Origin of the sequence: Thermus thermophilus, from assembly GCF_019974155.1 — a bacterium.
Lineage (GTDB): Bacteria > Deinococcota > Deinococci > Deinococcales > Thermaceae > Thermus > Thermus thermophilus_C.
In genome coordinates, this window is record NZ_AP025158.1 from 780643 (window position 1) to 801385 (window position 20743).

Below are 20743 nucleotides of genomic sequence, written 5' to 3' on the forward strand. Positions count from 1 at the left end.
CCTCCCGTTGCAAGAGCTTGAGCCCCGTAAGGGGATTGCGACGTAATGGCGCGCGCACGCCGTAAGAGCATGGGCCCATACTTGTTGCAAGAGCTTGAGCCCCGTAAGGGGATTGCGACTTGCCGTAGCGCTTCCCCGTAGCGGGGTCCACGTAACCGAGTTGCAAGAGCTTGAGCCCCGTAAGGGGATTGCGACAGATAGGGTCAAGCCCCCATTCTCCTGTATGACCTTAGTCGTTGCAAGAGCTTGAGCCCCGTAAGGGGATTGCGACGCCTCAGCGGGCCGGGGTTCTCACAGGATGGGAGTTTTTGTTGCAAGAGCTTGAGCCCCGTAAGGGGATTGCGACAAGCTGGGCGCTTATCCCGATGTGGGCCTCATCAAATGTGTTGCAAGAGCTTGAGCCCCGTAAGGGGATTGCGACCGGCCCTCGTGGGGCCGCCAGTTGCACAGGAGGTGGGTTGCAAGAGCTTGAGCCCCGTAAGGGGATTGCGACAAGACCTCACGCCACAGCTCCCACGCCTTCCCGTCCGCTTGGTTGCAAGAGCTTGAGCCCCGTAAGGGGATTGCGACCAGACCTCCTCCGCTATCCAGAGCTCCTCGCCCCCGTTGCAAGAGCTTGAGCCCCGTAAGGGGATTGCGACCCGATATACTTGCGCAACCCCTGCCCCACTCCCTGGCCCAGGGTTGCAAGAGCTTGAGCCCCGTAAGGGGATTGCGACTTTGGTTCTTTGTTTGGTTCTTTTTTTGGTTCGTGTTGCAAGAGCTTGAGCCCCGTAAGGGGATTGCGACCCGCCGCTTCCCTCTCTGTTACCTTTTGCCCGTCAATGTAGGTTGCAAGAGCTTGAGCCCCGTAAGGGGATTGCGACACATGTGTGCGTTGCGATGACGAGGTGGAGAGGGACGATGCGTTGCAAGAGCTTGAGCCCCGTAAGGGGATTGCGACCACCGCCAGCGCTTGCCGTCAAAGGTCCAAACCGATTCTTCGGTTGCAAGAGCTTGAGCCCCGTAAGGGGATTGCGACTTCTCCTTGAGGCTTGTAAACCTGCGGGCTATCTTGGCGGTTGCAAGAGCTTGAGCCCCGTAAGGGGATTGCGACCCGCATGGGCCCACAGCTTACGCCTAACGCCCCCATGGCGTTGCAAGAGCTTGAGCCCCGTAAGGGGATTGCGACCCTCCCACATACGCTCAAAGACTTCGCGTGCAAACTTGTTGCAGGAGCTTGAGCCCCGTAAGGGGATTGCGACCCCGGAAATCGCCCCGGTGGTGGTTCGCCTTAACCACATGGGTTGCAAGAGCTTGAGCCCCGTAAGGGGATTGCGACAGCCTTTTCTGCGCTTCTACCAGAGCAGAGAGGAGTTCCGCGAGTTGCAAGAGCTTGAGCCCCGTAAGGGGATTGCGACAGCAAGTTCGGCTTCCGTGAGGCCGCGCTTACGCCGCAGTGTTGCAAGAGCTTGAGCCCCGTAAGGGGATTGCGACTGGACGCTCTGGATGCCGCCATCCTCGCCGCCTATGACGCCCATGTTGCAAGAGCTTGAGCCCCGTAAGGGGATTGCCGCCCATGGGGTCTTTTGGTTAGCCTTTCCCCATGGGAAAGCGTCTTTATGCCGTGGTGTACGACATCTCGGACGACACCCGCCGGGTGAAGCTGGCCAACCTCTTGAAAAGCTACGGGGAGCGGGTCCAGCTCTCCGTGTTTGAGTGCTACTTGGACGAGCGGCTTCTGGAGGACCTGCGGCGGAGGGCCGGGCGGCTTCTGGACCTGGGCCAGGACGCCCTGCGCATCTACCCCGTGGCGGGCCGGGTGGAGGTTCTGGGCGTGGGGCCCTTGCCGGAGCCCCGGGAGGTCCAGGTGCTGTGAGGCCCCGCGTGCATACTTCACACGGGCCCCGGGGGGGCCCCTATATACTCGGGCCATGCCTGGGGACGGCCTGAGCGTGGCCCTGGCGGGCCTCCTTCACGACGTGGGCAAGCTCTACTCCCGGGCCTTTTGGGGGGAGCGGGACGAGCGGGTTCCCGACCGCACCCACACCGCCTACACCGCCCACTTCGTCCAGAGGCACGAGGCCCTCTTTAGAGGGGCGGGCCTGGACCCGGACTGGCTCGCCCAGACGGCGAGCCGCCACCACGAGGGCTGGCGCGACCGCCCCCAGTACCGGCCCGAGACCCCCGAGGAGTGGTGCGTGGCCCTGGCGGACACCCACGCCTCCAAGGAGCGGGAGGAGGGGGAGGGCGGGGGAAGCCCCCCGGAGGTGCCCCTCCTTCCCCCCTTCCGCAGGCTCCTCCTGGGGGGCGAGGAGGGGAGGGAAGGGGGGTACAGCCCCGTGCGGGCCGGGGGGCGGGTGGGCCTCGAGGCCGGGGGGCTTTACCCGGAGGAGCGGCCCAACGTTTCCAAGGACGTCTACAAGCGGCTCCTTGAGCGGCTGGAGGGGCGGCTTTCCGAGATGGCCCGCCTCCGCCTCACCAAGGAGGCCCTCCTCCTGAACCTGGCCCTGGCCTTCCAGGAAACCCTCTCCCTGGTGCCCTCGGACACCCAGTCGGAGCCGGACGTCTCCCTCTACGACCACCTGCGCCTCACCGCGGCCATCGCCCACGCCCTGTGGCTTTTCCACGGGGAAAGCCCCCGGGCGCAGGACCTGCGCCAGGACGGGGAGAAGTTCCTCCTGGCGGTGGGGGACATGGGGGGCATCCAGGGGCACATCTACCGCATCGCCGGGGCGGAGGCGGGGGTGGGGGGCATCGCCAAGCGGCTTCGGGCGAGGAGCCTCGAGGTGAGCCTGGCGGCGGAGGCCATGGCCCTGGGGCTTCTCCGGCGCCTGGGCCTCACCCCCCTGAACCGCATCCTGGGGGCGGGGGGCAAGTTCTACCTCCTCCTGCCCAACACCGAGGAAGCGAGGGCGGCCCTGGAGGAAGCCCGGGAGGCCTGGGGGAGGTGGGCCCTGGGGCGGGGGGGAAGCCTCGTGCCCCACCTGGCCTGGGTGGCCTTCCGGGGGGAGGACTTCCGGGACTTCGCCGCCCTCCTAGGGCGCCTCCACAAGGCCCTCGCCCGGGAGAAGCTCAGGCCCTTCGCCTTCCTCGCCGCCACGGGGGAAGTCCTGGGGGCGCCCCTCCGTCCCTGCGCGGCCTGCGGCCTGGAGCCTGCCCGAAGGGACGAGCCCGGAAGCCTCTGCCCGGACTGCGAGCGGGAGGCGGCCCTCGGGGCCCGGCTTCCCCAAAGCGACCGGGTGGGCTTCTTCCTGGAGGAGGCCCCGAGGCCCCACCTGGGCTTCCCCGGCCTGAAGGTGGGCCTGGGAGGGCCCTTGGAGGGAGCCTTCCACCTCTTCCGCGCCCGGCTGGACTTCGCCCCCTGGCCCCACCCCTCGGAGGCCAAGCCCCTCCTCGGCCACCTGCCCCGGGTGGAGCACGCCCTAAAGGCCAAGGGGTGGAGCCTGGAGGCCTACCGGGCCTGGGCCGAGGAGGAGGGGCTTTTGGAGGACGAGGAGGTTCACCCCGGAAAGGTCCTCACCTTCGCCGAGCTCGCCGCCCTCTCGGAAGGCGCCCCCTACCTCGGGGCCCTCCTGCTGGACGCCGACCGCATGGGGGAGGCCTTCGCCACGGGGTTTCGCCGGGAAGGAAGGGACCTCGCCACCCCGAGCCGCCTCGCCGCCCTTTCCCGCACCCTGGAGGTCTTCTTCACCACGGAGGTCCTCACCCTCCTGGAGGAGCCCCGGCGCTACCGGGAGCGGCTTGGGTGGGACGGCCTCGAGGCCCAGGGCAAGGAGGCCCGCTACCCCCTTCTTTACAGCGTCTACTCTGGGGGGGACGACCTCTTCCTCCTCGGGCCCTGGGACGCCCTTTTGGACTTCGCCCTGGACCTGGAGAGGCTCTACCGCCTCTTCACCCGCCACCCCCGCCTCACCCTCTCCGGGGGGTTCCTCCTCGCCCACCCCAGCCTCCCCGTGCCCGAGCTCGCCCGGCTCCTTGCCGAGGCGGAGGGGCGGGCCAAGGCGGAGGGGCGGGGGAGGCTTTTCCTCTTCGGCCGGGCGGTGCCTTGGGAGGTCCTGGGGGACCTTCGCGCCTGGGCCGAGGGCCTGAGGCGGGACCTGCGGGAGGAAAGGGTCTCCCGGGCCCAGGTCTACCGCTGGCTCCTCCTCTGGCGCCGCTTCTTCCCCCTGGAGGACCCCGGGGAGCGGATGCGCTACAAGCCCCTCTTGGCCTACGCCCTAAGGCGCGTGCGGGAGCGGGACCAAAAGGCTTGGGAAAGGTACCTTGGGCTTCTTGACCACCAGGGCCCGGCGTGGGTCTACCTTCCCGTCTGGGTCCAGTGGGCGCTTTACCGGGAAAGGAGGACGTGAATGCCGGCGTTGGAGTTTTTCAAGGACAAGGCGCGGGGAGTTTTGGACCCCAGGGTCTTTGAGCGGGCGCGGGAGGTGGCGGAGAGGCTCGCCAGGGGCAAGCTCAAGTCCAGCCAGTTCCGCAACTACTTCGCTGAGCTCAGGGCCTTGGAGAACCGCTTCGCGCAGGAGAGGCGCAAGGAGGGGGAGGAGTTGGCCTTCGCCCGGCTCGTCCCCCAGCTTGAGCTTCTCAAGGCCAAGCTCTTCTACAACACCCGCTCCCAGGGCCCCTTGAAGGACGCGAGGGAGTTCGTGGAGTTCATGGAGGAGGCCCTGGAGGCGGGCAAGCGGAGCCCCAAGGACTTTGAGGCCATGATGAAGTACGTGGAGGCGGTGCTCGCCTATTTCTACGCCGTGGGGAAGTAGGAGGAAGGGGATGAAGCTCAAGAAGGTGATCCGCATCCGCTCGGTGCTCCTGGCCAAGACGGGCCTCAGGATCGGGATGAGCCGGGACCAGATGGCCATCGGCGACCTGGACAACCCCGTGGTCCGCAACCCCCTCACGGACGAGCCCTACATCCCCGGCTCCAGCCTCAAGGGGAAGCTCCGCTACCTCCTGGAGTGGAGCCTGGGCGGGGACTACATCCTGAAGGCCAAGGACAAGCACGTCTACGCCTCCCCCGACCCCAAGGACCCCGTGGCCCGCATCTTCGGCCTCGCCCCGGAGAACGACGAGAAGTCTTTGGCGGTGGCCCGGGAGCGGGGCCCCACGAGGCTTCTCGTGCGGGACGCCTACCTCACGGAGGACGCCAAGGAGGCCCTAGAGCGCACCTCCGCCCGGGGCGGGCTCTACACGGAGATCAAGCAGGAGGTCTTCATCCCCCGCCTCGGGGGGAACGCCAACCCCCGCACCACGGAAAGGGTCCCCGCCGGGGCCCGCTTTAAGGTGGAGATGACCTACCGGGTGCTGGACGACCTGGACGAGGAGTACTTCGGGAAATACCTCCTCCGGGCCCTGGAGCTTCTGGAGCTGGACGGCCTCGGGGGGCATATCAGCCGGGGCTACGGCCAGGTCTACTTCCTCCACCCCGAAAGGCTTGCGGAAGACCAGGAGGGCTGGCCCCTTAGGGAAAGGCTCAAGGTGGAGGAAGTGGTCCTTTAGGGGGCCTGGATGCGGGCGACCCTTTTCCGCCTCTACTTCCAGGGCCCCCTCAAGGCCCTCCCCCGGGCCCCCACCCTCCTGGGCCACCTCCTCTGGTGGTACCGGTACACCCACGGGCGGGAGGCCTTGGAGGAGCTTTTAGAAAGGCTCCAACAAGAACCGCCTTTCCGCCTCTCCAGCGTCTACCCCGAGGGCTGGCTTCCCCGGCCCAAGCTTCCCCCCGTGCAGGTGGAGGAAACCGCCCTAAGGAAGGCCCTGAAGAGCCTCTCCCTGGTGCGCCTGGACACGTTCCAGGCCCTGGCCGAGAGGGGAGAGGAGGCCCTTTTGGAAGCCCCCGAGGTCCTGGGAGGGGCCAGGCCCCCGGAGGTGCGGAGGCTCCGCCGCACCCGGGTGGGGGTGGACCGGGCCGCGGGCACGGCCTGCCCCGGCGTCCTCTTCACCCAGGAGTACCTCTTCCCCGACCCCAAGACCCCCCACGCCCTCTACGTCCTGGGGGAGGCCCCCTTTGACCTCGGGGAGGCCCTGGCCTTCGTGGGGGAGATGGGGTACGGGGGGCAGGCGGGCGTGGGGCTTGGGCGCTTCCGGGTGGAGGGCCCCTTTCCCGTGGACCTGCCCGAGGCCGAGGCCCCAAACGCCTACGCCACCCTGGCCCCGGGACCCTTGGAAGGCGCCCTCTACTACGAGGTGGAGCCCTACTGGGGCAGGCTCGGAGGGGCCTACGTGGGGGCCAAGCCCTTCAAGAGGCCTTACCTTCGGACCAAGGAGGGGAGCGTCTACCGGAGGCCCACCCACCGCCTCCTGGAGGTGACCCCCACGGAGCCCCCGGAGGCGGGGGCGCGGGTGTGGGAGGCCCTTTCGGTCTTTCCCCTGGGGGTGAGGGTATGGGATTCCTGAGGAGCTTTCGCCTGGAGCTGGAGGCCCTAAGCCCCGTGCACGTGGGCACGGGGGAGGCCTACCCCGCCTACGCTTATGTGCCGGACTTTGGCCGGAAGGAGGTCCACCTCCTGGACCCCGGCACCCTTCTCCTCGCCCTCCCCGAGGCCAGGCGCCGCCAGTACCTGGAGAAGGTGGCCCAGGGCCCCAAGGCGGCCCAGGAGGTCCTGCGCCACCTCCTGGAGGAGGGCCAGCTTCCCCGGGAGGCCATTCTCCACACCCTCCCCGCCAGCAAGGCCTTTCTGGAAACCCTTCGCTCCGCCACGGAGGAGGCCCTCCTGGAGTACCGTCCCCTGCCCCGCTCCCCCTTAGGGGCCTACCTCCCCGGCTCCAGCGTCAAGGGGGCCCTGCGCACCGCCTGGCTCTTCCACGTCCTGGTGGAGCGGGACCAGGTGGCGGAGTGGGACCGGAGGGCGGGGGTCTGGCGGCTCAGGCCAGGGGACGGGGAGGCCCGCATCTACCCCTCCCGGGACCCCGGCCTCTACGAGAACCAGGCCTTTGAGGGGGCGGTGCTGGGCTACGCCCGGGAGGGGAAAGGGGGGCGGGGGATGGTCCTGGACCTCTACCGCGACCCCTTCCGGGCGGTGCGCCTTGCGGACTCCGGCCCCACCCCCACCTTCCTGAACCGCCTCGGGGTCTTCCACCCGGGGAAGGACACCTCCGGGATGGCCCTCCTGGCGGAGACCTTCCGCATGGGCACCCGCTTCGCCCTCGCCCTTCGCTACCACGAGGGCCTGGGGGTGTCCATGCCCGTCCCCCCGGAGGCCCTGGTCCGGGCCCTCAGGGACTACTACGGCAAGGTGGCGGAGTGGGAGGAGGGCTTCGCCGAGGAGCACGGGCTTAAGCGGGCCCTGGAGGTCTACCGGGCCCTAAGGGAGCGGCTTCGGGACCCCGAGGCCTTCCCCCTCCGGGTGGGCTTCGGCTCGGGAAGGCTTGCCCTGCGCCTCGCCCTCCTCCTCCCCGAGGACCACCCCGAGGCCCAGGAGCCCAAGACCCGGAAGACCGCGGGGGCCCAGAACCCCGTGGACGGCTACCCCCTGGGCTGGATGGTGGGCAAGCTGGAGCCCCTTTAGGAGGTGAAGCATGGAGGACCTTGACACCCTTTGGGAGCGGTACCGGGAGGCGGTGCGGGCGGGGGGCAACCCCCAGGCCCTCTACCAGGAGATGGTCTGGCCCGCCCTCCTCGCCCTCTGGCGGGAGAAGCCCCGGGTTTACCCCGCTCCCCAGGCCTTCGCCGTGTCCGTTCACACCCTGGGCACGAGCCCCGAGGCCACGGCCCTGGCCATCTTGGGGACGGGGGCGGAGCAGGTCTATGTGCTCCACACCCCGGAAAGCGCCCGCTTCCTCCCCAGGCTTCGCCAGGACACGGGGAAGGACCTCTACCCCGTGGAGATCGGCAAGAGCGACGTGGAGGCCATCTACCGGGAGGTGAAGCGGCTTCTGGAGAAGCACCCGGAGGTGCCCGTGGCCCTGGACCTTACCAGCGGCACCAAGGCCATGAGCGCGGGGCTCGCCGCCGCGGGCTTCTTCTTCCAGCGCTTCTACCCCAAGGTGCGGGTGGTCTACGTGGACAACGAGGACTACGACCCTGAGCTCCGCCGCCCCCGGGCGGGCACGGAGAAGCTCCGCATCCTCCCCAACCCCCACGAGGCCCTGGCGGAGGTGGACGCCCTCTTCGCCAAGGAACTCTACGGGAAGGGGGAGTTCGGCCAGGCGGCGGCCTACTTCCGCGGCATGGTGGGGAGGACGGGGAACCAGGCCTACGCCCTCTACGCCCTCCTGGCGGAGATGTACCGGGCCTGGCGGGCGTTGGACTTCGGGGAGGCCTTGAAGGCGGGGAGGAAACTCCTCGGCCAGCTTTCCCAAAACGTCTGGCTGAACCACCCCTTGAACGCCCGGAGGGAGGCCCTGGAGGCCCAGGTGGCCCTCCTCGAGGCCGTGGACCGCTTCCTGAAGGCCCGGGACTTCGCCCTGGGGGAGGGGGTTTATGGCCTTGCCCGCACCCTTCTCCACCTCGCCCAGGGGGCCAAGGAGGAGGCCTCCGTCCTGGCCGCCCTCTACGCCTACCGGGCCCTGGAACTCCTCCTTCAAGAGAGGCTCGCCCGCCTCGGCAGGCGGGCCGAGGCCCCGGGGCTTTCCCCGGAGGAGGCGGAGGCCCTTCGGGGGGCTTTGGCGGAGCTTTTAGGGGTGGACCCCGAGGAGGTGCGCCTTTCGCCCAAGCTCGGCCTTTTGGACCTTCTCGCCTTCCTCCGCCTCAAGGGGGACGAGGGGCTTGGCCGCATCCCCTTAGAGGAGCTTCGGGGCCTCGCCGGGGTGCTCAAGGGGCGGAACAGCGCCCTCCTGGTCCACGGCTTTGACGTGCCCTCGGCCAAGGAGGTGGAGCGCATCGCCCGCCTGGCCCAGGGCCTCCTCCAGGACCTCGAGGCCCGCCTCGGGCTTGGCCCCCTCTCCCCCGAGCCCGTGCCCTTGGGGTTTTAAGTACCCCACCGCGGCTTTCACCGCGGTGGGGGCCCCAAAAGGACCTTCCCAAGCCTTATTTCGGGCCACCCGTGTTGCGGAATCAACCTTTTCTCGGCGCGGACCTTATACCCTTGACTTTACTAGACTCATGGGTAATATGGGGGCATGGAGCGGTCGGCGAGACCCCAACCCTTAGCCCTAGGGCTCTTCGCCCTCGGCTTTGCGGTCCTTTCCCACCTGGTTTACCAGACCTCCGGCCCACGGCTCCTCCTCGCCTTCTGGGTGGCGGTTCTCCTGGGGCTCACCCTCTTTCACGCCAAGTTCGGCTTCGCCTCGGGGTTCCGCCGCTTCCTCCTCACCGGGGAAAGCCGCCTCCTAAGGGCCCACTTCCTCCTCTTCGCCCTCACGGCCCTCTTCTTCTTCCCCTTCCTGAAGGAGGGCGAGGCCTTCGGCCTCCCGGTCCAGGGCTTCCTGGTGCCCCTAGGGGTGGCCCTGGCGGTGGGGGCCTTCCTCTTCGGGGTGGGCATGCAGCTTGGGGACGGGTGCGCCTCGGGGACCCTCTACCACACGGGAAGCGGGGACACCCGGGGGCTTTTAGTGCTCCTGGGCTTCATGGCGGGCTCCCTCCTCGGGGTCTACCACCTCCCCTTTTGGCAGGCCCTCCCCGCCTGGACCCCGGGAAGCGCCCTCACCTGGTTCCCCTCCCCGTACCTGGGCCTTGCCCTCTGGATGGGGCTTCTCGCCGCCTTGTACCTGGGGGTGAGCCAGGTGGAGCGGAGGAGGCGGGGAAGGCTCGAGCCCCTCCTCCGCCAAGAGGCCACCCACCCCCTCTTCGGCCCCTGGAGCCTGGCCGCTGGGGCCTTTCTCCTGGCCCTGGGAAGCCTCCTTCTCCTCCTTCTCCAGGGCCGCCCCTGGGGGGTGACAGCGGCCTTCGCCCTCTGGGGGGGCAAGCTGGCCCAGGCCTTGGGGGTCCCGGTGCTGGACTGGGCCCTCTTCCACAACCCCGCCTTCGCCGAGAGGCTGCAGGAGAGCGTGCTGAGGGACGCCACCAGCGTTACCAACTTCGGCCTCTTCCTGGGGGCCTTTCTAGGGGCGGCCCTAAGCGGAAGCCTACGTCTGAAGGACCTTCGCCGAATTCCCTGGAGCACCCACCTGGGCGTCTTCCTAGGCGGGGTGCTCATGGGCTATGGGGCCCGGCTTGCCGGGGGGTGCAACATCGGGGCCTACCTGGGGGGTACCGCCTCCTTCAGCCTCCACGGCCCCCTCTGGGGAGTCTTCGCCCTATTGGGGACGGCCCTGGGGGTGCGGCTTAGGCCCGTCTGCCGCCTGGAAAACGAAGGGGGATCCGCACCGCAGGCAGGTGGGAAGGAGGGCCTCGAGGCCCACAGGGTCTAAGTACCCCACCGCGGCTTTCGCCGCGGTGGGGGCCCCAAAAGGACCTTCCCAAGCCTTATTTCGGGCCACCCGTGTTGCGGAATCAACGTGCAGCCGCTTAGCAGGACGGCCCTTAGGGCCCCGGGAAAGGGGGCGTCCTGAGCATGGGGCACGGGTCCATAGCCAGGAGGGGGGACGAGGCGTTCCGTATCCAGCCGCAAGGCGCACCTCGGCACCCAGGGGCTTCCACGCAGCGTAAGCCCGGCTACTTTCGGAAGTTTTTTGTGGTTCAAACCCAGGTTCTCCCGAGGCCTCCCGGCTAGGCTCAAGGCCTGGAGGTGAACAGGCATGAAACGAGGGTTTTTCGCTATGGTTTTGACGGGCTTGGTGGGTCTGGCCCTAGGCCAAGGGGCCATGGTGCGGGTGGCCCACCTTTCCCCGGACGCCCCGGCGGTGGATGTCCTGGTGAACGGGCAGCGGGCCATCACCGGCCTGGCCTTCAAGGAGGTCACCCCTTACCTCCCCCTCCCCGCCGCCAAGGTCCGGGTCCAAGTGGTGCCCGCGGGGCAGGACGCCCCCGTGGTGATGGACGCCGAGCTGGACCTCAAGGAAGGGGTCTACTACACCGTGGCCGCCACGGGCTTCCTGGCCCAGATCCGGCCCCAGGTCTACACGGACCTCCTCGCCGGCTTCTTCCCCAGGGCGGGGTACGCCCGGATCCGGGTGGTCCACGCCTCCCCCGACGCCCCGGCGGTGGACGTGGCGGTGAAGGGGGGCCCCGTGCTCTTCGCGGGCCTTCCCTTCCCCCAGGCGAGCCCCTACCTCTCCGTGGCCGCGGGGACCTATGACCTCGAGGTCCGGGCGGCGGGCACCGACACCGTGGCCCTGAGCCTTCCCGGGGTAGAGCTGGAGCCGGGCAAGGTCTACACGGTCTTCGCCGTGGGGAGCCTCAAGGAGGGGACCCTCACCGTGGTCCCCGTGGTGGACGCCACCGCCCTCGGTGGGAACCGCTGAGGCTCCCAAGCCCCCCTTCCCGGGGCCTCCCGAGGAGGGGGTTCCTCCTTGGCTCCCTCCCCTCCTCGCCTGCCCCTTCTGCCGGGGGCCCCTCCTCGAGGAGGGGTGCCCCGGGTGTGGCCGGGCGTTCCCCTGGAAGGGGGGCTTTCTGGACCTCCGGGCCTTCCGGGAAAGGCCCCTCCTCGCCCTCGTCAACCGGTTTCCCCCCGTGGCCTTGGGCTACGACCTCTGGCGCACCCGCTCCACGGGCCTCCTCTCCGGGGGGCGCCTGGACCTCGCCGGGGAGCTCGCCCTCCTCCGGGAGTGGCTTCTTCCCACGGGAGGGCCTTTTCTGGACGTGGGCACGGGGACCGGGGTCTACCGGGAGGCCCTGGGGGAGGGGATGGTGGGGGTGGACCCTTCCCCCACCTTCCTGAGGGTGGCCCGGAAGCGCCGCCCGGGGGCCTACCTCCTCGCCCACGGGGAGAGGCTTCCCTTCCGGGAGGGGGCTTTTGGGGGCGTGGCCATCGGGCCCACCTGGAACGAGTTCCTGGACCCCGAAGGGGCGGCCCGGGAGGCGAGGCGGGTCCTAAGGCCTGGGGGGAGGCTTTTCGGCCTCCTCCTCCTCGGCCCCGGGGCCTCCCTCGGGCTTTTCCGCCCCTCCCCGGAAGCCCTCCTCCGCCTCTTGGAAGGGGCGGGCTTCCGGGCCGAGGTCCGGAGGCTAGGCCTCATTGGCCTCGTCCTCGCCGAGGTAGGGTGAGGGGCATGAGGCGGCTTTTGGCCTTTTCCCTCGCCCTCCTCCTGGCCCAAGGCCAGGAGTACCGGGCCCTCCCCGGGGCGGACACGGGGCGGCCCGACCTGGACCATAGCTACGCCCTCGTCTACCCCGCCCCAAGGCCCAAGGCCCTCCTCCTGGTGCCGGGGCTTCTCGGGGGGAGCACCAACTTCGCCCTGTTGGCCGAGCACCTGCGCGCCCTTGACCCGGACCTCGAGGTCTGGGCCTGGGAGAGGCGAGCGAATGGCCTCGAGGACCGCCGGGGCTTCCTCCAAGAGGACCCCGTGGCCTACTACCGGCGCATGCCCCTCCCCGACCTCACCCCCCTAAGGGCCTGGGGCCTGGAGGTGCACCTCAAGGACCTGGACCTGGCGGTGGAGGAGGCCAGGAGGCGCGCCCCCGTGGTCCTCGGGGGCCACTCCCTGGGGGCGGCCCTTGCCGGGCTTTACGCCCTCCTCCACGGGGAGAAGCTTTCCGGCCTCGTCCTCCTGGACGGGGCCCCCGGGGTGGCGCGCCTCACGGAGGAGGCCTTTTATGAAGGGACAGACCTCCCCTTTGGCCGCTTCGTGGGCTACCGGGCCTTTCTCCGGGGGGAGGGAAGCCCTGTCGTGGAGTTTTTGGGCCTTGGGCCTAAGGCGCTCGCCCTGGCCGAGGCCGAGGCCTTCCTGGCGGCGAGAAGGCCCGAGGAAGTCCTTCCCTTCGGGCCCTACCGGGCCACCCGGGAAGCCCTAGCCCTCCTAAGGGTGGACGACGACTACAGCCTCCTTCCCGTCTTCAGCGTGGGCGTGGGCCGGGCCTGGGCCAGGGAGGGCTTTAGCCTTTTGGGCCTCCTCCAGGGGCGGCTTGTGCGCACGGTGCGGGGGCCGAGGGCGGGCCCTGTCGCCTGGCGGGACACGGGGAAGGCCACGGACCCCAGGGCCTTCCTGAGGGCCTTCGCCCTCCCCGAGACGGGCTTTTCCGAGTGGTACTTCCCCTACCGGCTCCTCCTGGAGGTGGGGGGGTACCCCTACGTCCTCCGGGGCCTCAAGCCCCGGGCCCTGCCCTACCCGGTGCTCGCCTTGGGGGCCGGGCGGGGCCTCTACCCGAGGGCGGAGGACTTCCCTTTGGGGGAGCTCTTCCCGGGGACAGAGGCCCGCGCCCAGGTCCTCCCCGGCCTCACCCACCTGGACCTCCTCACGGAGAGGGAGGGAAGGACGGCCGGGCTTCTCCTTCGCTACCTGCAAGGCCTAGGGCTTCTAGGGCCAGGCGGGCCGCCCTGAGGCCGGAGAGGGCCGCCGCGGGGACGCTCTGCCCCGGGAAGACCCCTTCCCCCACCCGGAAGACGTTGGGAAAGGGCCGCACCCGGGGGAAGCGGAAGGGGTGGGTCTGGGGATACCCCCCCACCCAGGCCCGCCCGGCGAAGCGGGCGTAGGTCCTGGGGGTGCCGAAGAGGAGGAACTCCGCCTCCCTCAGCCCCGGGAGGAGGGCCTCCCCAAGGCGTAGGGCCATCTCCCCCCACCGGGCCTTGAGCCTTCCGTACTCCTCCCGGGAAAGCCCCTCCCAGAGGGCGAGGGGGGTGTGGAGGCTTAGGGCGAAGGCCGTCTTCTCCCCCTCGGGGCGCAGGGAGAGGAAGGCGAAGGGCTTTTCCCTGGCGTTTTGCCGGAAGTAGGGGGGAGGGGCCCTAAAGGGCAGGACCCCGTGGACCACGAAGGCCCCCCAGGCGTCCTTGGGCGCTTTGAGGGGAAGGCCGAGAAGGGGGGCGAGGGGGACGTCCAGGACGAAAAGGTCGGCCTCCACCACCTCCCTTTCCCCCCGCCTTCTTCCCCCGTAGGCCACCTCCACGGCGAAGGCCCGCCCCTCCCGGAGGAGAAGCCTCTCCGCCCGGGCCTTGTAGCGCACGGGAAGGCCCTCCGCCAGGGCCTCCGCCACCCGCCCCACGCCTTCTGGGGCGAGGGCTGGGCCCATGTGGGGGAGGTCCAGGGCCAAAGCGGCGTAGAGGGCGTAGGTGCGCCCCGCCTCCGCCTGGCTTGCGATGAGGAGCTGGGCGTCCAGGAAGCGGAGGAAGTGGGGGTCCTGAGGGGCCCGGTGGACCGCCTTCAAGAAGAGGTCGGGGAGGAGGGGGAGAAGCCCGGGCACGAGGGCGAGGAGGCGGGGAAGCTCCTCCCTCTCGGGGGGCCAGGGGAGGCGGGGAGCGAGGCGGAGGAGGGCCTTGGCCCTCTCCTCCTGCCAGCGCCAGAAGGGGAGGACCCGGGGTCCGAAGAAGTCCCGCTGGGCCTCCCGCTCCGCCTCCCGCCCCACGGGCCGCACCACCCTTCCCCGGGGCAGGTGGACCTCGAGGAGGGGAAAGCCCTCAGGGAGGGGCTCCAGGGGGAAGCGCATCCCCAGGGCCTCGGCCGCCAGGGCCAGGGGGGCCCCGGGAGCGAAGCCGGAAAGCAGGGTGGCCCCGGCGTCCAAGCGGTGCCCCCTGTGGGTGAAGGTTCCGGCGAGGCCCCCCGGGTAGGTGTGGGCCTCGAGGACCAGCACCTCTAGCCCGGCCTTCTGCAGGGCCCGGGCCGCCACGAGCCCCCCGATCCCCGCCCCCACCACCAAAGCCCGCACGGGGGCCAGGGTAGCGCCTCTTTTCCGGCAAGACCTTGGCCTACCGCCCTTTTCCCGGGGGAATAGGGGTGTAGGCTTGGGGCGTGCGCGTCCTGGTCACGGGGGCCACGGGGTACGTGGGGGGGAGGCTCGTGCCCCGCCTCCTGGAGCGGGGGCACGAGGTGCGGGTCCTGGTGCGGGACGGGGCGCGGCTTGCAGGAAGGCCCTGGGCCAAGGGGGTGGAGGTGGTCCAGGGGAGCCTGGAGGACGAGGAGGCCTTGAGGCGGGCCCTGGAGGGGGTGGAGGCCGCCTACTACCTGGTCCACGCCATGCTCTCGGAGAGGGCCTTCCAGGAGGCGGAGCGCCGCCAGGCGGAGGCCTTCGCCCGGGTGGGCCGCGAGGCGGGCCTTGCGCACGTGGTCTACCTCGGGGGCCTCCTGCCCAAGGAGGGGAAGCCCTCCCCCCACCTGCGAAGCCGGGCCCTTGTGGGGGAGGTGCTGAGGGCGAACCTTCCCGCCACGGAGTTCCGGGCGGGGCCCATCGTAGGCTCGGGCTCGGCGAGCTTTGAGATGGTCCGCTACCTCACGGAGCGCCTGCCCGTCATGCTGGCCCCCCGCTGGGTGCTGAACCCCGTCTCCCCCATCGCCGTCCGCGACGTGCTGGCCTACCTCCTCCTGGCCCTGGAGAGGGGGCCTTCCGGGGTGGTGGAGATCGGGGCGGAACCCCTCTCCTTCAAGGCCATGATGGAGACTTACGCCGAGGTGCGGGGGCTTAAGCGGGTCATCCTCCCCGTCCCCGTCCCCGTCCTCGCCCCGAGGCTTGCCGCCCTCTGGGTGGGCCTCGTCACCCCCATTCCCAACCGGCTTGCCCTCCCCTTGGTGGAGGGGATCCTCCACCCCCTGGTGGCGGACACCGCCCGGGCCCGGGCCCTTTTCCCCGAGGTCTCGCCCATCCCCTACCGCAAGGCGGTGGAGCTCGCCCTGGAGAGGATCGCCCTGGGGGAGGTGGAGACCCGCTGGTCGGGGGCGCTTTACGGCGGGGGGTTCCGCCTCGAGGACCGGGAGGGCCTCATCCGCGAGGTCCGCGCCCTCCGCGCCAAGGCCTCTCCGGAGGCCCTCTTCCGGAGCTTCGCCTCCTTGGGAGGGGAGAGGGGCTGGCTCGTCTGGAACTGGGCCTGGGCCTTGAGGGGCCTTCTGGACCGCCTCCTCGGGGGGCCGGGCCTGAGGCGGGGGAGGCGCCACCCCACCGAGCTCCTCCCCGGGGAGGCGGTGGACTTCTGGCGGGTGGAGGCGGTGGAGCCCCCGAGGCTCCTCCGCCTAAGGGCGGAGATGCGCCTGCCCGGGCGGGCCTGGCTGGAGTGGGAGGCCCGGGAGGAGGAGGGGGGAAGCCTCCTCCTCCAGACCGCCTACTTTGAGCCCAAGGGCCTCACGGGCTTCCTCTACTGGTGGGCCCTTTACCCCATCCACCGGCGCATCTTCAGCGACCTGGCCCGGGCCATCGTCCGCGAGGCCGAAGCCGCCCATGCGCCACCGCGAGGTGGGGCGGGGTGAGAGGAGCCCTTTTCTCCCTGCCCTACAAACCAAAGCCGCCCCAGGCCCTAGCCTGAAGGCCATGCGGGTCCTCATCGCCGGAGCCACGGGAGGCCTGGGGGGCGCCTTTGCCCGGGCCTTTAAGGGGCACGAGCTCTTCCTCTCGGGGAGGCGGGCCGGGGCGCTTTTGGAACTTGCCCGGGAGCTTGGGGCCAGGGCGCTTCCCGCGGACCTCGCCGACGAGCTGGAGGCCAAGGCCCTCCTGGAGGAGGTGGGGCCCTTGGACCTCCTGGTCCACGCCGTGGGGAAGGCGGGGCGGGCCTCCGTGCGGGAGGCGGGGCGGGACTTCTTGGAGGGGATGCTCGCCGCCCACCTCCTCACCGCGGCCTTCCTCCTGAAGCACGCCCGCTTCCAGCGGGGGGCGAGGGCGGTCTTCTTCGGGGCTTACCCCCGGTACGTCCAGGTTCCCGGCTTCGCCGCCTACGCCGCGGCCAAGGGGGCCCTCGAGGCCTACCTCGAGGCCGCCCGAAAGGAGCTCCTTCGGGAAGGGGTGCACCTCGTCCTGGTGCGGCTTCCCGCCGTGGCCACGGGGCTTTGGGCCCCCCTCGGGGGGCCGCCCAAGGGGGCCCTCTCCCCGGAGGAGGCGGCCCGGAAGGTCCTGGAGGGGGTCCTCAAGGACCCTCCCCCGCAGGTTCTGGAGGTCTAGATGTACCGGAGCTTCTTCTACCCCATGCGCCTCGCCCTCCTCTCCTCGGGGGAGAACTTCATGCCCATGGCCTGGTGGACCCCCGTTTCCAAAAGCCCCTTCCGCTTCCTCCTCGCCGTGGACCGGAAGAACCACACCCTAAGCCTCCTTCGGGAGCTCTCCGAGGCGGCCCTTTCCTTCCTCCCCTGGGAGGAGCGGGCCTGGGTGGTGCGGGCGGGCTACCTCACGGGGAGGAAGGGCCGGAAGGCGGAAAGGCTCGGGGTGGCCCTGAGGCCTGCCCGGAGGCTCGCCCACACCCTGGTCCCGGAAAAGGCCCTGGCGGTGTTTGAGCTGAAGGTGACGGAGTGGCCCATGGACGGGGACCACGCCCTCTTCCTGGGGGACGTGGTCCACGTGGAGGGAAGCCCCGAGGCCAGGCTCAGGCCCATCCTCTTCCTGGGCTTCCGGGACTACGCCACCTTGGGGGAGCGCTGGCGCTTCTCCCCCTCGGGAGGGGGTGGGCCGTGAGGCGGGCTTTCCTCCTCGCCTTCCTCCTCCTGGCCCAGGCCCAGGCCCCCCTGGCGGTGGAGGGGGTGGCCCGCTACCGGGGGTACTACCCCTTGGGAAGCTGGGAGGGGGTGAACCCCACGGCCCGGGGGGAGGTGCTTTGGGACGGGCGGGAGAAGGCCTCGGGAAAGGTCTGCCTAAAGCAGGCGGCCTGGGACTCGGGGAACGCCGAGCGGGACGAGAAGGCGCGGAAGATCCTGAAGGCCGAGGCCCACCCCGAGGCCTGCCTCTACCCCCAAAGGGCCTACCGGGAAGGCTCCGGGTTCGTGGTGGAGGGGGAGCTGGAGATGGCGGGGAAAAGGCTTCCCGTGAGGGTCCTTGGGGAGCTTAGGGAGGAGGGAGGGGGGTACCGCTTCTCGGGGCGCTTCACCACCCGCTTTTCCCAGTGGGGCCTGGAGCGGCCGAGGTTCCTCTTCCTCGAGGTCCGGGACGAGGTGGAGGTCTACCTAGAGGCGAGGCTTCTCCGGTGATCCGCCTGGGCTACCCCTGCGAGAACCTCACCCTGAAGGCCACCACCAACCGCACCCTGCGCCTCGCCCACCTCACCGAGGAGAGGGTGCGGGAGAAGGTGGCGGAAAACCTGAAGGACCTGGAAAGGGTCCTCCGCTTCAACGCCGAACACGGCTTCGCCCTCTTCCGCATCGGCCAACACCTCATCCCCTTCGCCTCCCACCCCCTCTTTCCCTACGACTGGGAGAAGGCCCACAAGGAGGCCTTGGGGCGCCTCGGGGCCCTGGCCCGTGCCCTCGGCCAGCGGCTTTCCATGCACCCTGGGCCCTACGTGAACCCGGGAAGCCAAGACCCCAAGGTGGTGGAGCGCTCCCTAATGGAGCTCCGCTACTCCGCCCGCCTTCTCTCCCTCCTCGGGGCAGAGGACGGGGTCTTGGTCCTCCACCTGGGCGGGGCCTACGGGGAGAAGGGGAGGGCCCTCCGCCGCTTCGTGGAAAACCTCCGGGGGGAGGGGGAGGTCCTGCGCTACCTGGCCCTGGAGAACGACGAGAGGCTCTGGAACGTGGAGGAGGCCCTGGAGGCGGCGGAGGCCCTGGGGGTGCCGGTGGTGGTGGACACCCTTCACCACGCCCTAAACCCGGGGAGGCTCTCCCTGGAGGAGGCCTTCCGCCTCGCCTTTCCCACCTGGCGGGGGCGGCCCAAGGTGCACCTGGCAAGCCAGGACCCCAACAAGCGCCCCGGGGCCCACGCCTTCCGGGTGGCGGAGCCCGACTGGGAGCGCCTGCTTGCCGCCTTGCCCGCCCCGGCCGACGTGATGGTGGAGGCCAAGGGCAAGGAGAGGGGCCTGGGGCCTCGAGGGGAGGCCTTCCTCTTGGCTTCCCTCTGACCTCCCCCTAGCCTGAGGCCGGAGGCGAAGGGATGTCCTCAAAGGCGCTCTGGCGGCGGGGGCCCTGGCCCTTTTCCCTGGGGGCTCCGCAGAGCCCGCGCGCTACCGCTTGGAGGACCACGCCATCGCCCGCCCGGTGCGGGCCTACGAGGAGATGGTGATCCCGAGGGCCGCCCCACGGAGATTTTGGACTGGGGGCGTGTGCCTCCCAAAGCCCCGGGCTGGTATCGTGGGAAGAGGACCTTTTTCCGCCCGGAGGTGGACGGTGTGGCGGTCTTTGCGGGTTGACCTGAAGGCGAGGAAGGCTTACTGGCAGGAGGTTCCGCCCGAGGAGGTGGCCCTTGGCGGGCGCTACCGCACGGGGCAGCTCCTTTTGGAGCGGGAGGCCTACCGCGTTGACCCCCTCTCCCCGGAAAACCCCCTGGTCTTCGCCGTGGGGCCCTTGGCGGGGACGGGGTTTTCCAACGCCAACCGCACCAGCGTGGGCACCCGTAGCCCCCTCACCCTCGGCATCAAGGAGGCGAACGGCGGGGGCACCTTCGGCTACGCCCTGGGCCAGCTGAAGCTCGCCCACCTGGTGCTGGAGGGGGAAAGCCCCGAGTGGGTGGTCCTCCGCCTCACCCGGTCCGGGGAGGTCCACTTTGACCCCGCCCAGGACCTCCTGGGCCTCGGGAACTTCCAGGCGGCCAAGCGGCTTTTCGCCGCCTACGGGCAGCGGATCGCCTTCGCCCTCCTAGGCCCTGTGGGGGAGTACCTGGGCCTCCTTTCCGGCATCGCCTTCTCCGACATAGACGGCCGGCCCTCCCGCCTCGCCGCCCGGGGAGGCGTGGGGGCGGTGATGGGGCGGAAGCGGGTGAAGGCCATCGTGGTGGAGGTGCCGGGGAAGGCCGAGGTTGTGGACAAGCCCAAGGTGGCCGAGGCCATCCGCCGCTACGCCAGGCTCCTAAGGGAAGACCCCCTGGTCATGCAGTTTTACAACGCCATCGGCACCATGGGCATGGCCGACTTCCAGAACGCCTTCGGGGGGCTTCCCGTGCGCAACTTCCGCGAAGGGCGCCTGGCCCCCCCGGAGGAGTTCCGCATGGGGGGGCAGTACATCGCCCCCCTCAACAAGGCCCGGGGCGGCAAGCACACCCACGCCTGCATGCCGGGATGCGTCATCCAGTGCTCCAACGTCATCGTGGACGAGAAGGGCGAGGAGGTGGTCTCCCCCCTGGAGTACGAGACCATCGGGCTTCTCGGCACCAACTGCGGCCTAAACGACCCCGATGCCCTCGCCCGGCTGAACCGCCTGGCCAACGACCTGGGCATAGACACCATTGAGACCGGGGCCACCTTGGCCCTCCTCATGGAGAAGGGCCTCGCCCCCTGGGGGGACTACGCCTTCATGGAGGGGAAGCTCAAGGCCCTCTACACCCCTTCCGAGGAGGCCCGCTTCCTTGCCCAGGGCACGGCCCGGGTGGGGGAGGCCCTGGGGCTTAAGCGGGTCCCCGTGATCAAGCGCCAGGCCATCTCCGCCTACGACCCCCGGGTGGTGGAGGCCACGGGGATCACCATGATGGTCACCGCCCAGGGGGCGGACCACACGGCGGGAAACGCCCCCCGTTTGGAGACCCGGGCCATGAAGCCGGAGGAGATCCTGGAGGCGAGCTACACCGCCCAGGTGAACGCCGCAGCCAACGACAGCCTAGGCCTTTGCGTCTTCGGGGGGAGCGTGACCAACAAGGAGGTGGCCTTCGTGGTGGAGAGCGTGAACGCCGCTTTGGGCACCGCCTTTACCCCCGCCTTCTGGCGGGAGCTCGGGGAAGGGGTCTTGCGCCTGGAGCACCGCTTCAACCACCTGGCGGGCTTCACCCACGAGGACGACCGCTTGCCCGCCTTCTTCTACGAGGAGCCCGTGCCCCCCAAGGGCCACACCGCCCGCTTCCGCCCCGAGGACCTAGGGCCCCTCTACGAGCGGCTCCACCGGGAGGCGTAACCTTAACCCAAAAATAGTGGCCGCTATGCTTTCCCGTGTCATAGCGGCCTTTTGCATTCCTTCGTGTGCTACTTGATCTGGACCC

General features: G+C 69.9%; 18 protein-coding genes and 1 CRISPR repeat array (1 of these 19 cut by a window edge). Of the genes, 17 read left to right on the forward strand and 1 reads right to left on the reverse strand.

All coding sequences use genetic code 11. The annotated features are described in order from the left end of the window. A CRISPR array of direct repeats spans positions 1 to 1556; the repeat unit is 36 nt; unit sequence GTTGCAAGAGCTTGAGCCCCGTAAGGGGATTGCGAC (it extends 226 nt beyond the left edge of the window). Between the two features lie 29 nt (positions 1557 to 1585). The 11 genes from cas2 to TthTMY_RS04380 all read left to right on the forward strand — a co-directional run bounded on the left by cas2 (position 1586) and on the right by TthTMY_RS04380 (position 13266). After that, a complete protein-coding gene (cas2, locus tag TthTMY_RS04330; RefSeq protein ID WP_096412813.1) occupies positions 1586 to 1858 on the forward strand; it encodes a CRISPR-associated endonuclease Cas2 in 273 nt (90 codons plus the stop codon). Between the two features lie 55 nt (positions 1859 to 1913). Further along, entirely contained in the window at positions 1914 to 4331 is a 2418-nt protein-coding gene (gene cas10 / locus TthTMY_RS04335) for a type III-A CRISPR-associated protein Cas10/Csm1 (RefSeq protein WP_223903462.1), read from the forward strand. Further along, positions 4332 to 4736, forward strand: a complete 405-nt coding sequence (csm2, locus tag TthTMY_RS04340; RefSeq protein ID WP_096412817.1) for a type III-A CRISPR-associated protein Csm2 — start codon at positions 4332 to 4334, stop codon at positions 4734 to 4736. A 10-nt stretch (positions 4737 to 4746) separates the two neighbouring features. After that, a complete protein-coding gene (gene csm3, locus TthTMY_RS04345) occupies positions 4747 to 5472 on the forward strand; it encodes a type III-A CRISPR-associated RAMP protein Csm3 (RefSeq protein ID WP_096412819.1) in 726 nt (241 codons plus the stop codon). A 9-nt stretch (positions 5473 to 5481) separates the two neighbouring features. Continuing rightward, positions 5482 to 6366, forward strand: coding sequence for a type III-A CRISPR-associated RAMP protein Csm4 (csm4, locus tag TthTMY_RS04350; RefSeq protein ID WP_223903463.1), 885 nt, complete (start codon positions 5482 to 5484; stop codon positions 6364 to 6366). Then, positions 6354 to 7478 carry a type III-A CRISPR-associated RAMP protein Csm5 gene (csm5, locus tag TthTMY_RS04355; RefSeq protein WP_172844687.1) on the forward strand — a complete coding sequence of 375 codons (1125 nt, stop codon included), beginning with the start codon at positions 6354 to 6356 and terminating at the stop codon, positions 7476 to 7478. Before csm4 ends, csm5 begins: the two co-directional genes overlap by 13 nt. Before the next feature lie 10 nt (positions 7479 to 7488). Further along, a complete protein-coding gene (csm6, locus tag TthTMY_RS04360; RefSeq protein ID WP_096412826.1) occupies positions 7489 to 8883 on the forward strand; it encodes a type III-A CRISPR-associated protein Csm6 in 1395 nt (464 codons plus the stop codon). 147 nt (positions 8884 to 9030) lie between these two features. Continuing rightward, positions 9031 to 10260 carry a YeeE/YedE family protein gene (locus TthTMY_RS04365; protein ID WP_096412829.1) on the forward strand — a complete coding sequence of 410 codons (1230 nt, stop codon included), beginning with the start codon at positions 9031 to 9033 and terminating at the stop codon, positions 10258 to 10260. A gap of 327 nt (positions 10261 to 10587) precedes the next feature. Beyond that, positions 10588 to 11253, forward strand: a complete 666-nt coding sequence (locus TthTMY_RS04370) for a DUF4397 domain-containing protein (protein WP_096412833.1) — start codon at positions 10588 to 10590, stop codon at positions 11251 to 11253. Next, positions 11240 to 11992: a methyltransferase domain-containing protein gene (locus tag TthTMY_RS04375; protein ID WP_096412837.1), complete on the forward strand. Its 753-nt coding sequence runs from the start codon at positions 11240 to 11242 to the stop codon at positions 11990 to 11992. Before TthTMY_RS04370 ends, TthTMY_RS04375 begins: the two co-directional genes overlap by 14 nt. A gap of 5 nt (positions 11993 to 11997) precedes the next feature. Continuing rightward, positions 11998 to 13266, forward strand: a complete 1269-nt coding sequence (locus TthTMY_RS04380) for an alpha/beta fold hydrolase (protein ID WP_172844688.1) — start codon at positions 11998 to 12000, stop codon at positions 13264 to 13266. Here the strand turns inward: TthTMY_RS04380 and TthTMY_RS04385 are convergent. Beyond that, positions 13181 to 14584, reverse strand: a complete 1404-nt coding sequence (locus TthTMY_RS04385) for a phytoene desaturase family protein (RefSeq protein ID WP_096412842.1) — start codon at positions 14582 to 14584, stop codon at positions 13181 to 13183. The genes TthTMY_RS04380 and TthTMY_RS04385 overlap by 86 nt on opposite strands. Positions 14585 to 14667: 83 nt before the next feature. Between TthTMY_RS04385 and TthTMY_RS04390 the strand changes: the two genes are divergently transcribed. From TthTMY_RS04390 to TthTMY_RS04415, 6 genes are all read left to right on the forward strand, one after another. Further along, positions 14668 to 16113 (forward strand): SDR family oxidoreductase, encoded by a 1446-nt coding sequence (locus TthTMY_RS04390; protein WP_223903464.1) that lies wholly within the window; start codon positions 14668 to 14670, stop codon positions 16111 to 16113. A 61-nt stretch (positions 16114 to 16174) separates the two neighbouring features. Continuing rightward, positions 16175 to 16798: an SDR family NAD(P)-dependent oxidoreductase gene (locus TthTMY_RS04395; RefSeq protein WP_223903465.1), complete on the forward strand. Its 624-nt coding sequence runs from the start codon at positions 16175 to 16177 to the stop codon at positions 16796 to 16798. After that, positions 16799 to 17305 carry a flavin reductase family protein gene (locus TthTMY_RS04400; protein ID WP_096412845.1) on the forward strand — a complete coding sequence of 169 codons (507 nt, stop codon included), beginning with the start codon at positions 16799 to 16801 and terminating at the stop codon, positions 17303 to 17305. Continuing rightward, positions 17302 to 17814: a YceI family protein gene (locus tag TthTMY_RS04405; RefSeq protein ID WP_096412849.1), complete on the forward strand. Its 513-nt coding sequence runs from the start codon at positions 17302 to 17304 to the stop codon at positions 17812 to 17814. The genes TthTMY_RS04400 and TthTMY_RS04405 overlap by 4 nt, the downstream gene beginning before the upstream one ends. Next, the gene (gene uvsE / locus TthTMY_RS04410; protein WP_096412852.1) at positions 17811 to 18680 is read left to right on the forward strand and encodes a UV DNA damage repair endonuclease UvsE; all 870 of its coding nucleotides are present in this window, start codon (positions 17811 to 17813) and stop codon (positions 18678 to 18680) included. The genes TthTMY_RS04405 and uvsE overlap by 4 nt, the downstream gene beginning before the upstream one ends. A 265-nt stretch (positions 18681 to 18945) precedes the next feature. Continuing rightward, positions 18946 to 20658 (forward strand): aldehyde ferredoxin oxidoreductase C-terminal domain-containing protein, encoded by a 1713-nt coding sequence (locus tag TthTMY_RS04415; protein WP_096412855.1) that lies wholly within the window; start codon positions 18946 to 18948, stop codon positions 20656 to 20658. Positions 20659 to 20743: the final 85 nt, after the last annotated feature.

Excerpts from the sequence above, each read along its gene's own strand:
- cas2 (WP_096412813.1), top strand. The coding sequence starts at position 1,586 with ATGGGAAAGCGTCTTTATGCCGTGGTGTACGACATCTCGGACGACACC.
- cas10 (WP_223903462.1), top strand. The coding sequence starts at position 1,914 with ATGCCTGGGGACGGCCTGAGCGTGGCCCTGGCGGGCCTCCTTCACGAC.
- csm2 (WP_096412817.1), top strand. The coding sequence starts at position 4,332 with ATGCCGGCGTTGGAGTTTTTCAAGGACAAGGCGCGGGGAGTTTTGGAC.
- csm3 (WP_096412819.1), top strand. The coding sequence starts at position 4,747 with ATGAAGCTCAAGAAGGTGATCCGCATCCGCTCGGTGCTCCTGGCCAAG.
- csm4 (WP_223903463.1), top strand. The coding sequence starts at position 5,482 with ATGCGGGCGACCCTTTTCCGCCTCTACTTCCAGGGCCCCCTCAAGGCC.
- csm5 (WP_172844687.1), top strand. The coding sequence starts at position 6,354 with ATGGGATTCCTGAGGAGCTTTCGCCTGGAGCTGGAGGCCCTAAGCCCC.
- csm6 (WP_096412826.1), top strand. The coding sequence starts at position 7,489 with ATGGAGGACCTTGACACCCTTTGGGAGCGGTACCGGGAGGCGGTGCGG.
- TthTMY_RS04365 (WP_096412829.1), top strand. The coding sequence starts at position 9,031 with ATGGAGCGGTCGGCGAGACCCCAACCCTTAGCCCTAGGGCTCTTCGCC.
- TthTMY_RS04370 (WP_096412833.1), top strand. The coding sequence starts at position 10,588 with ATGAAACGAGGGTTTTTCGCTATGGTTTTGACGGGCTTGGTGGGTCTG.
- TthTMY_RS04380 (WP_172844688.1), top strand. The coding sequence starts at position 11,998 with ATGAGGCGGCTTTTGGCCTTTTCCCTCGCCCTCCTCCTGGCCCAAGGC.
- TthTMY_RS04395 (WP_223903465.1), top strand. The coding sequence starts at position 16,175 with ATGCGGGTCCTCATCGCCGGAGCCACGGGAGGCCTGGGGGGCGCCTTT.
- TthTMY_RS04400 (WP_096412845.1), top strand. The coding sequence starts at position 16,799 with ATGTACCGGAGCTTCTTCTACCCCATGCGCCTCGCCCTCCTCTCCTCG.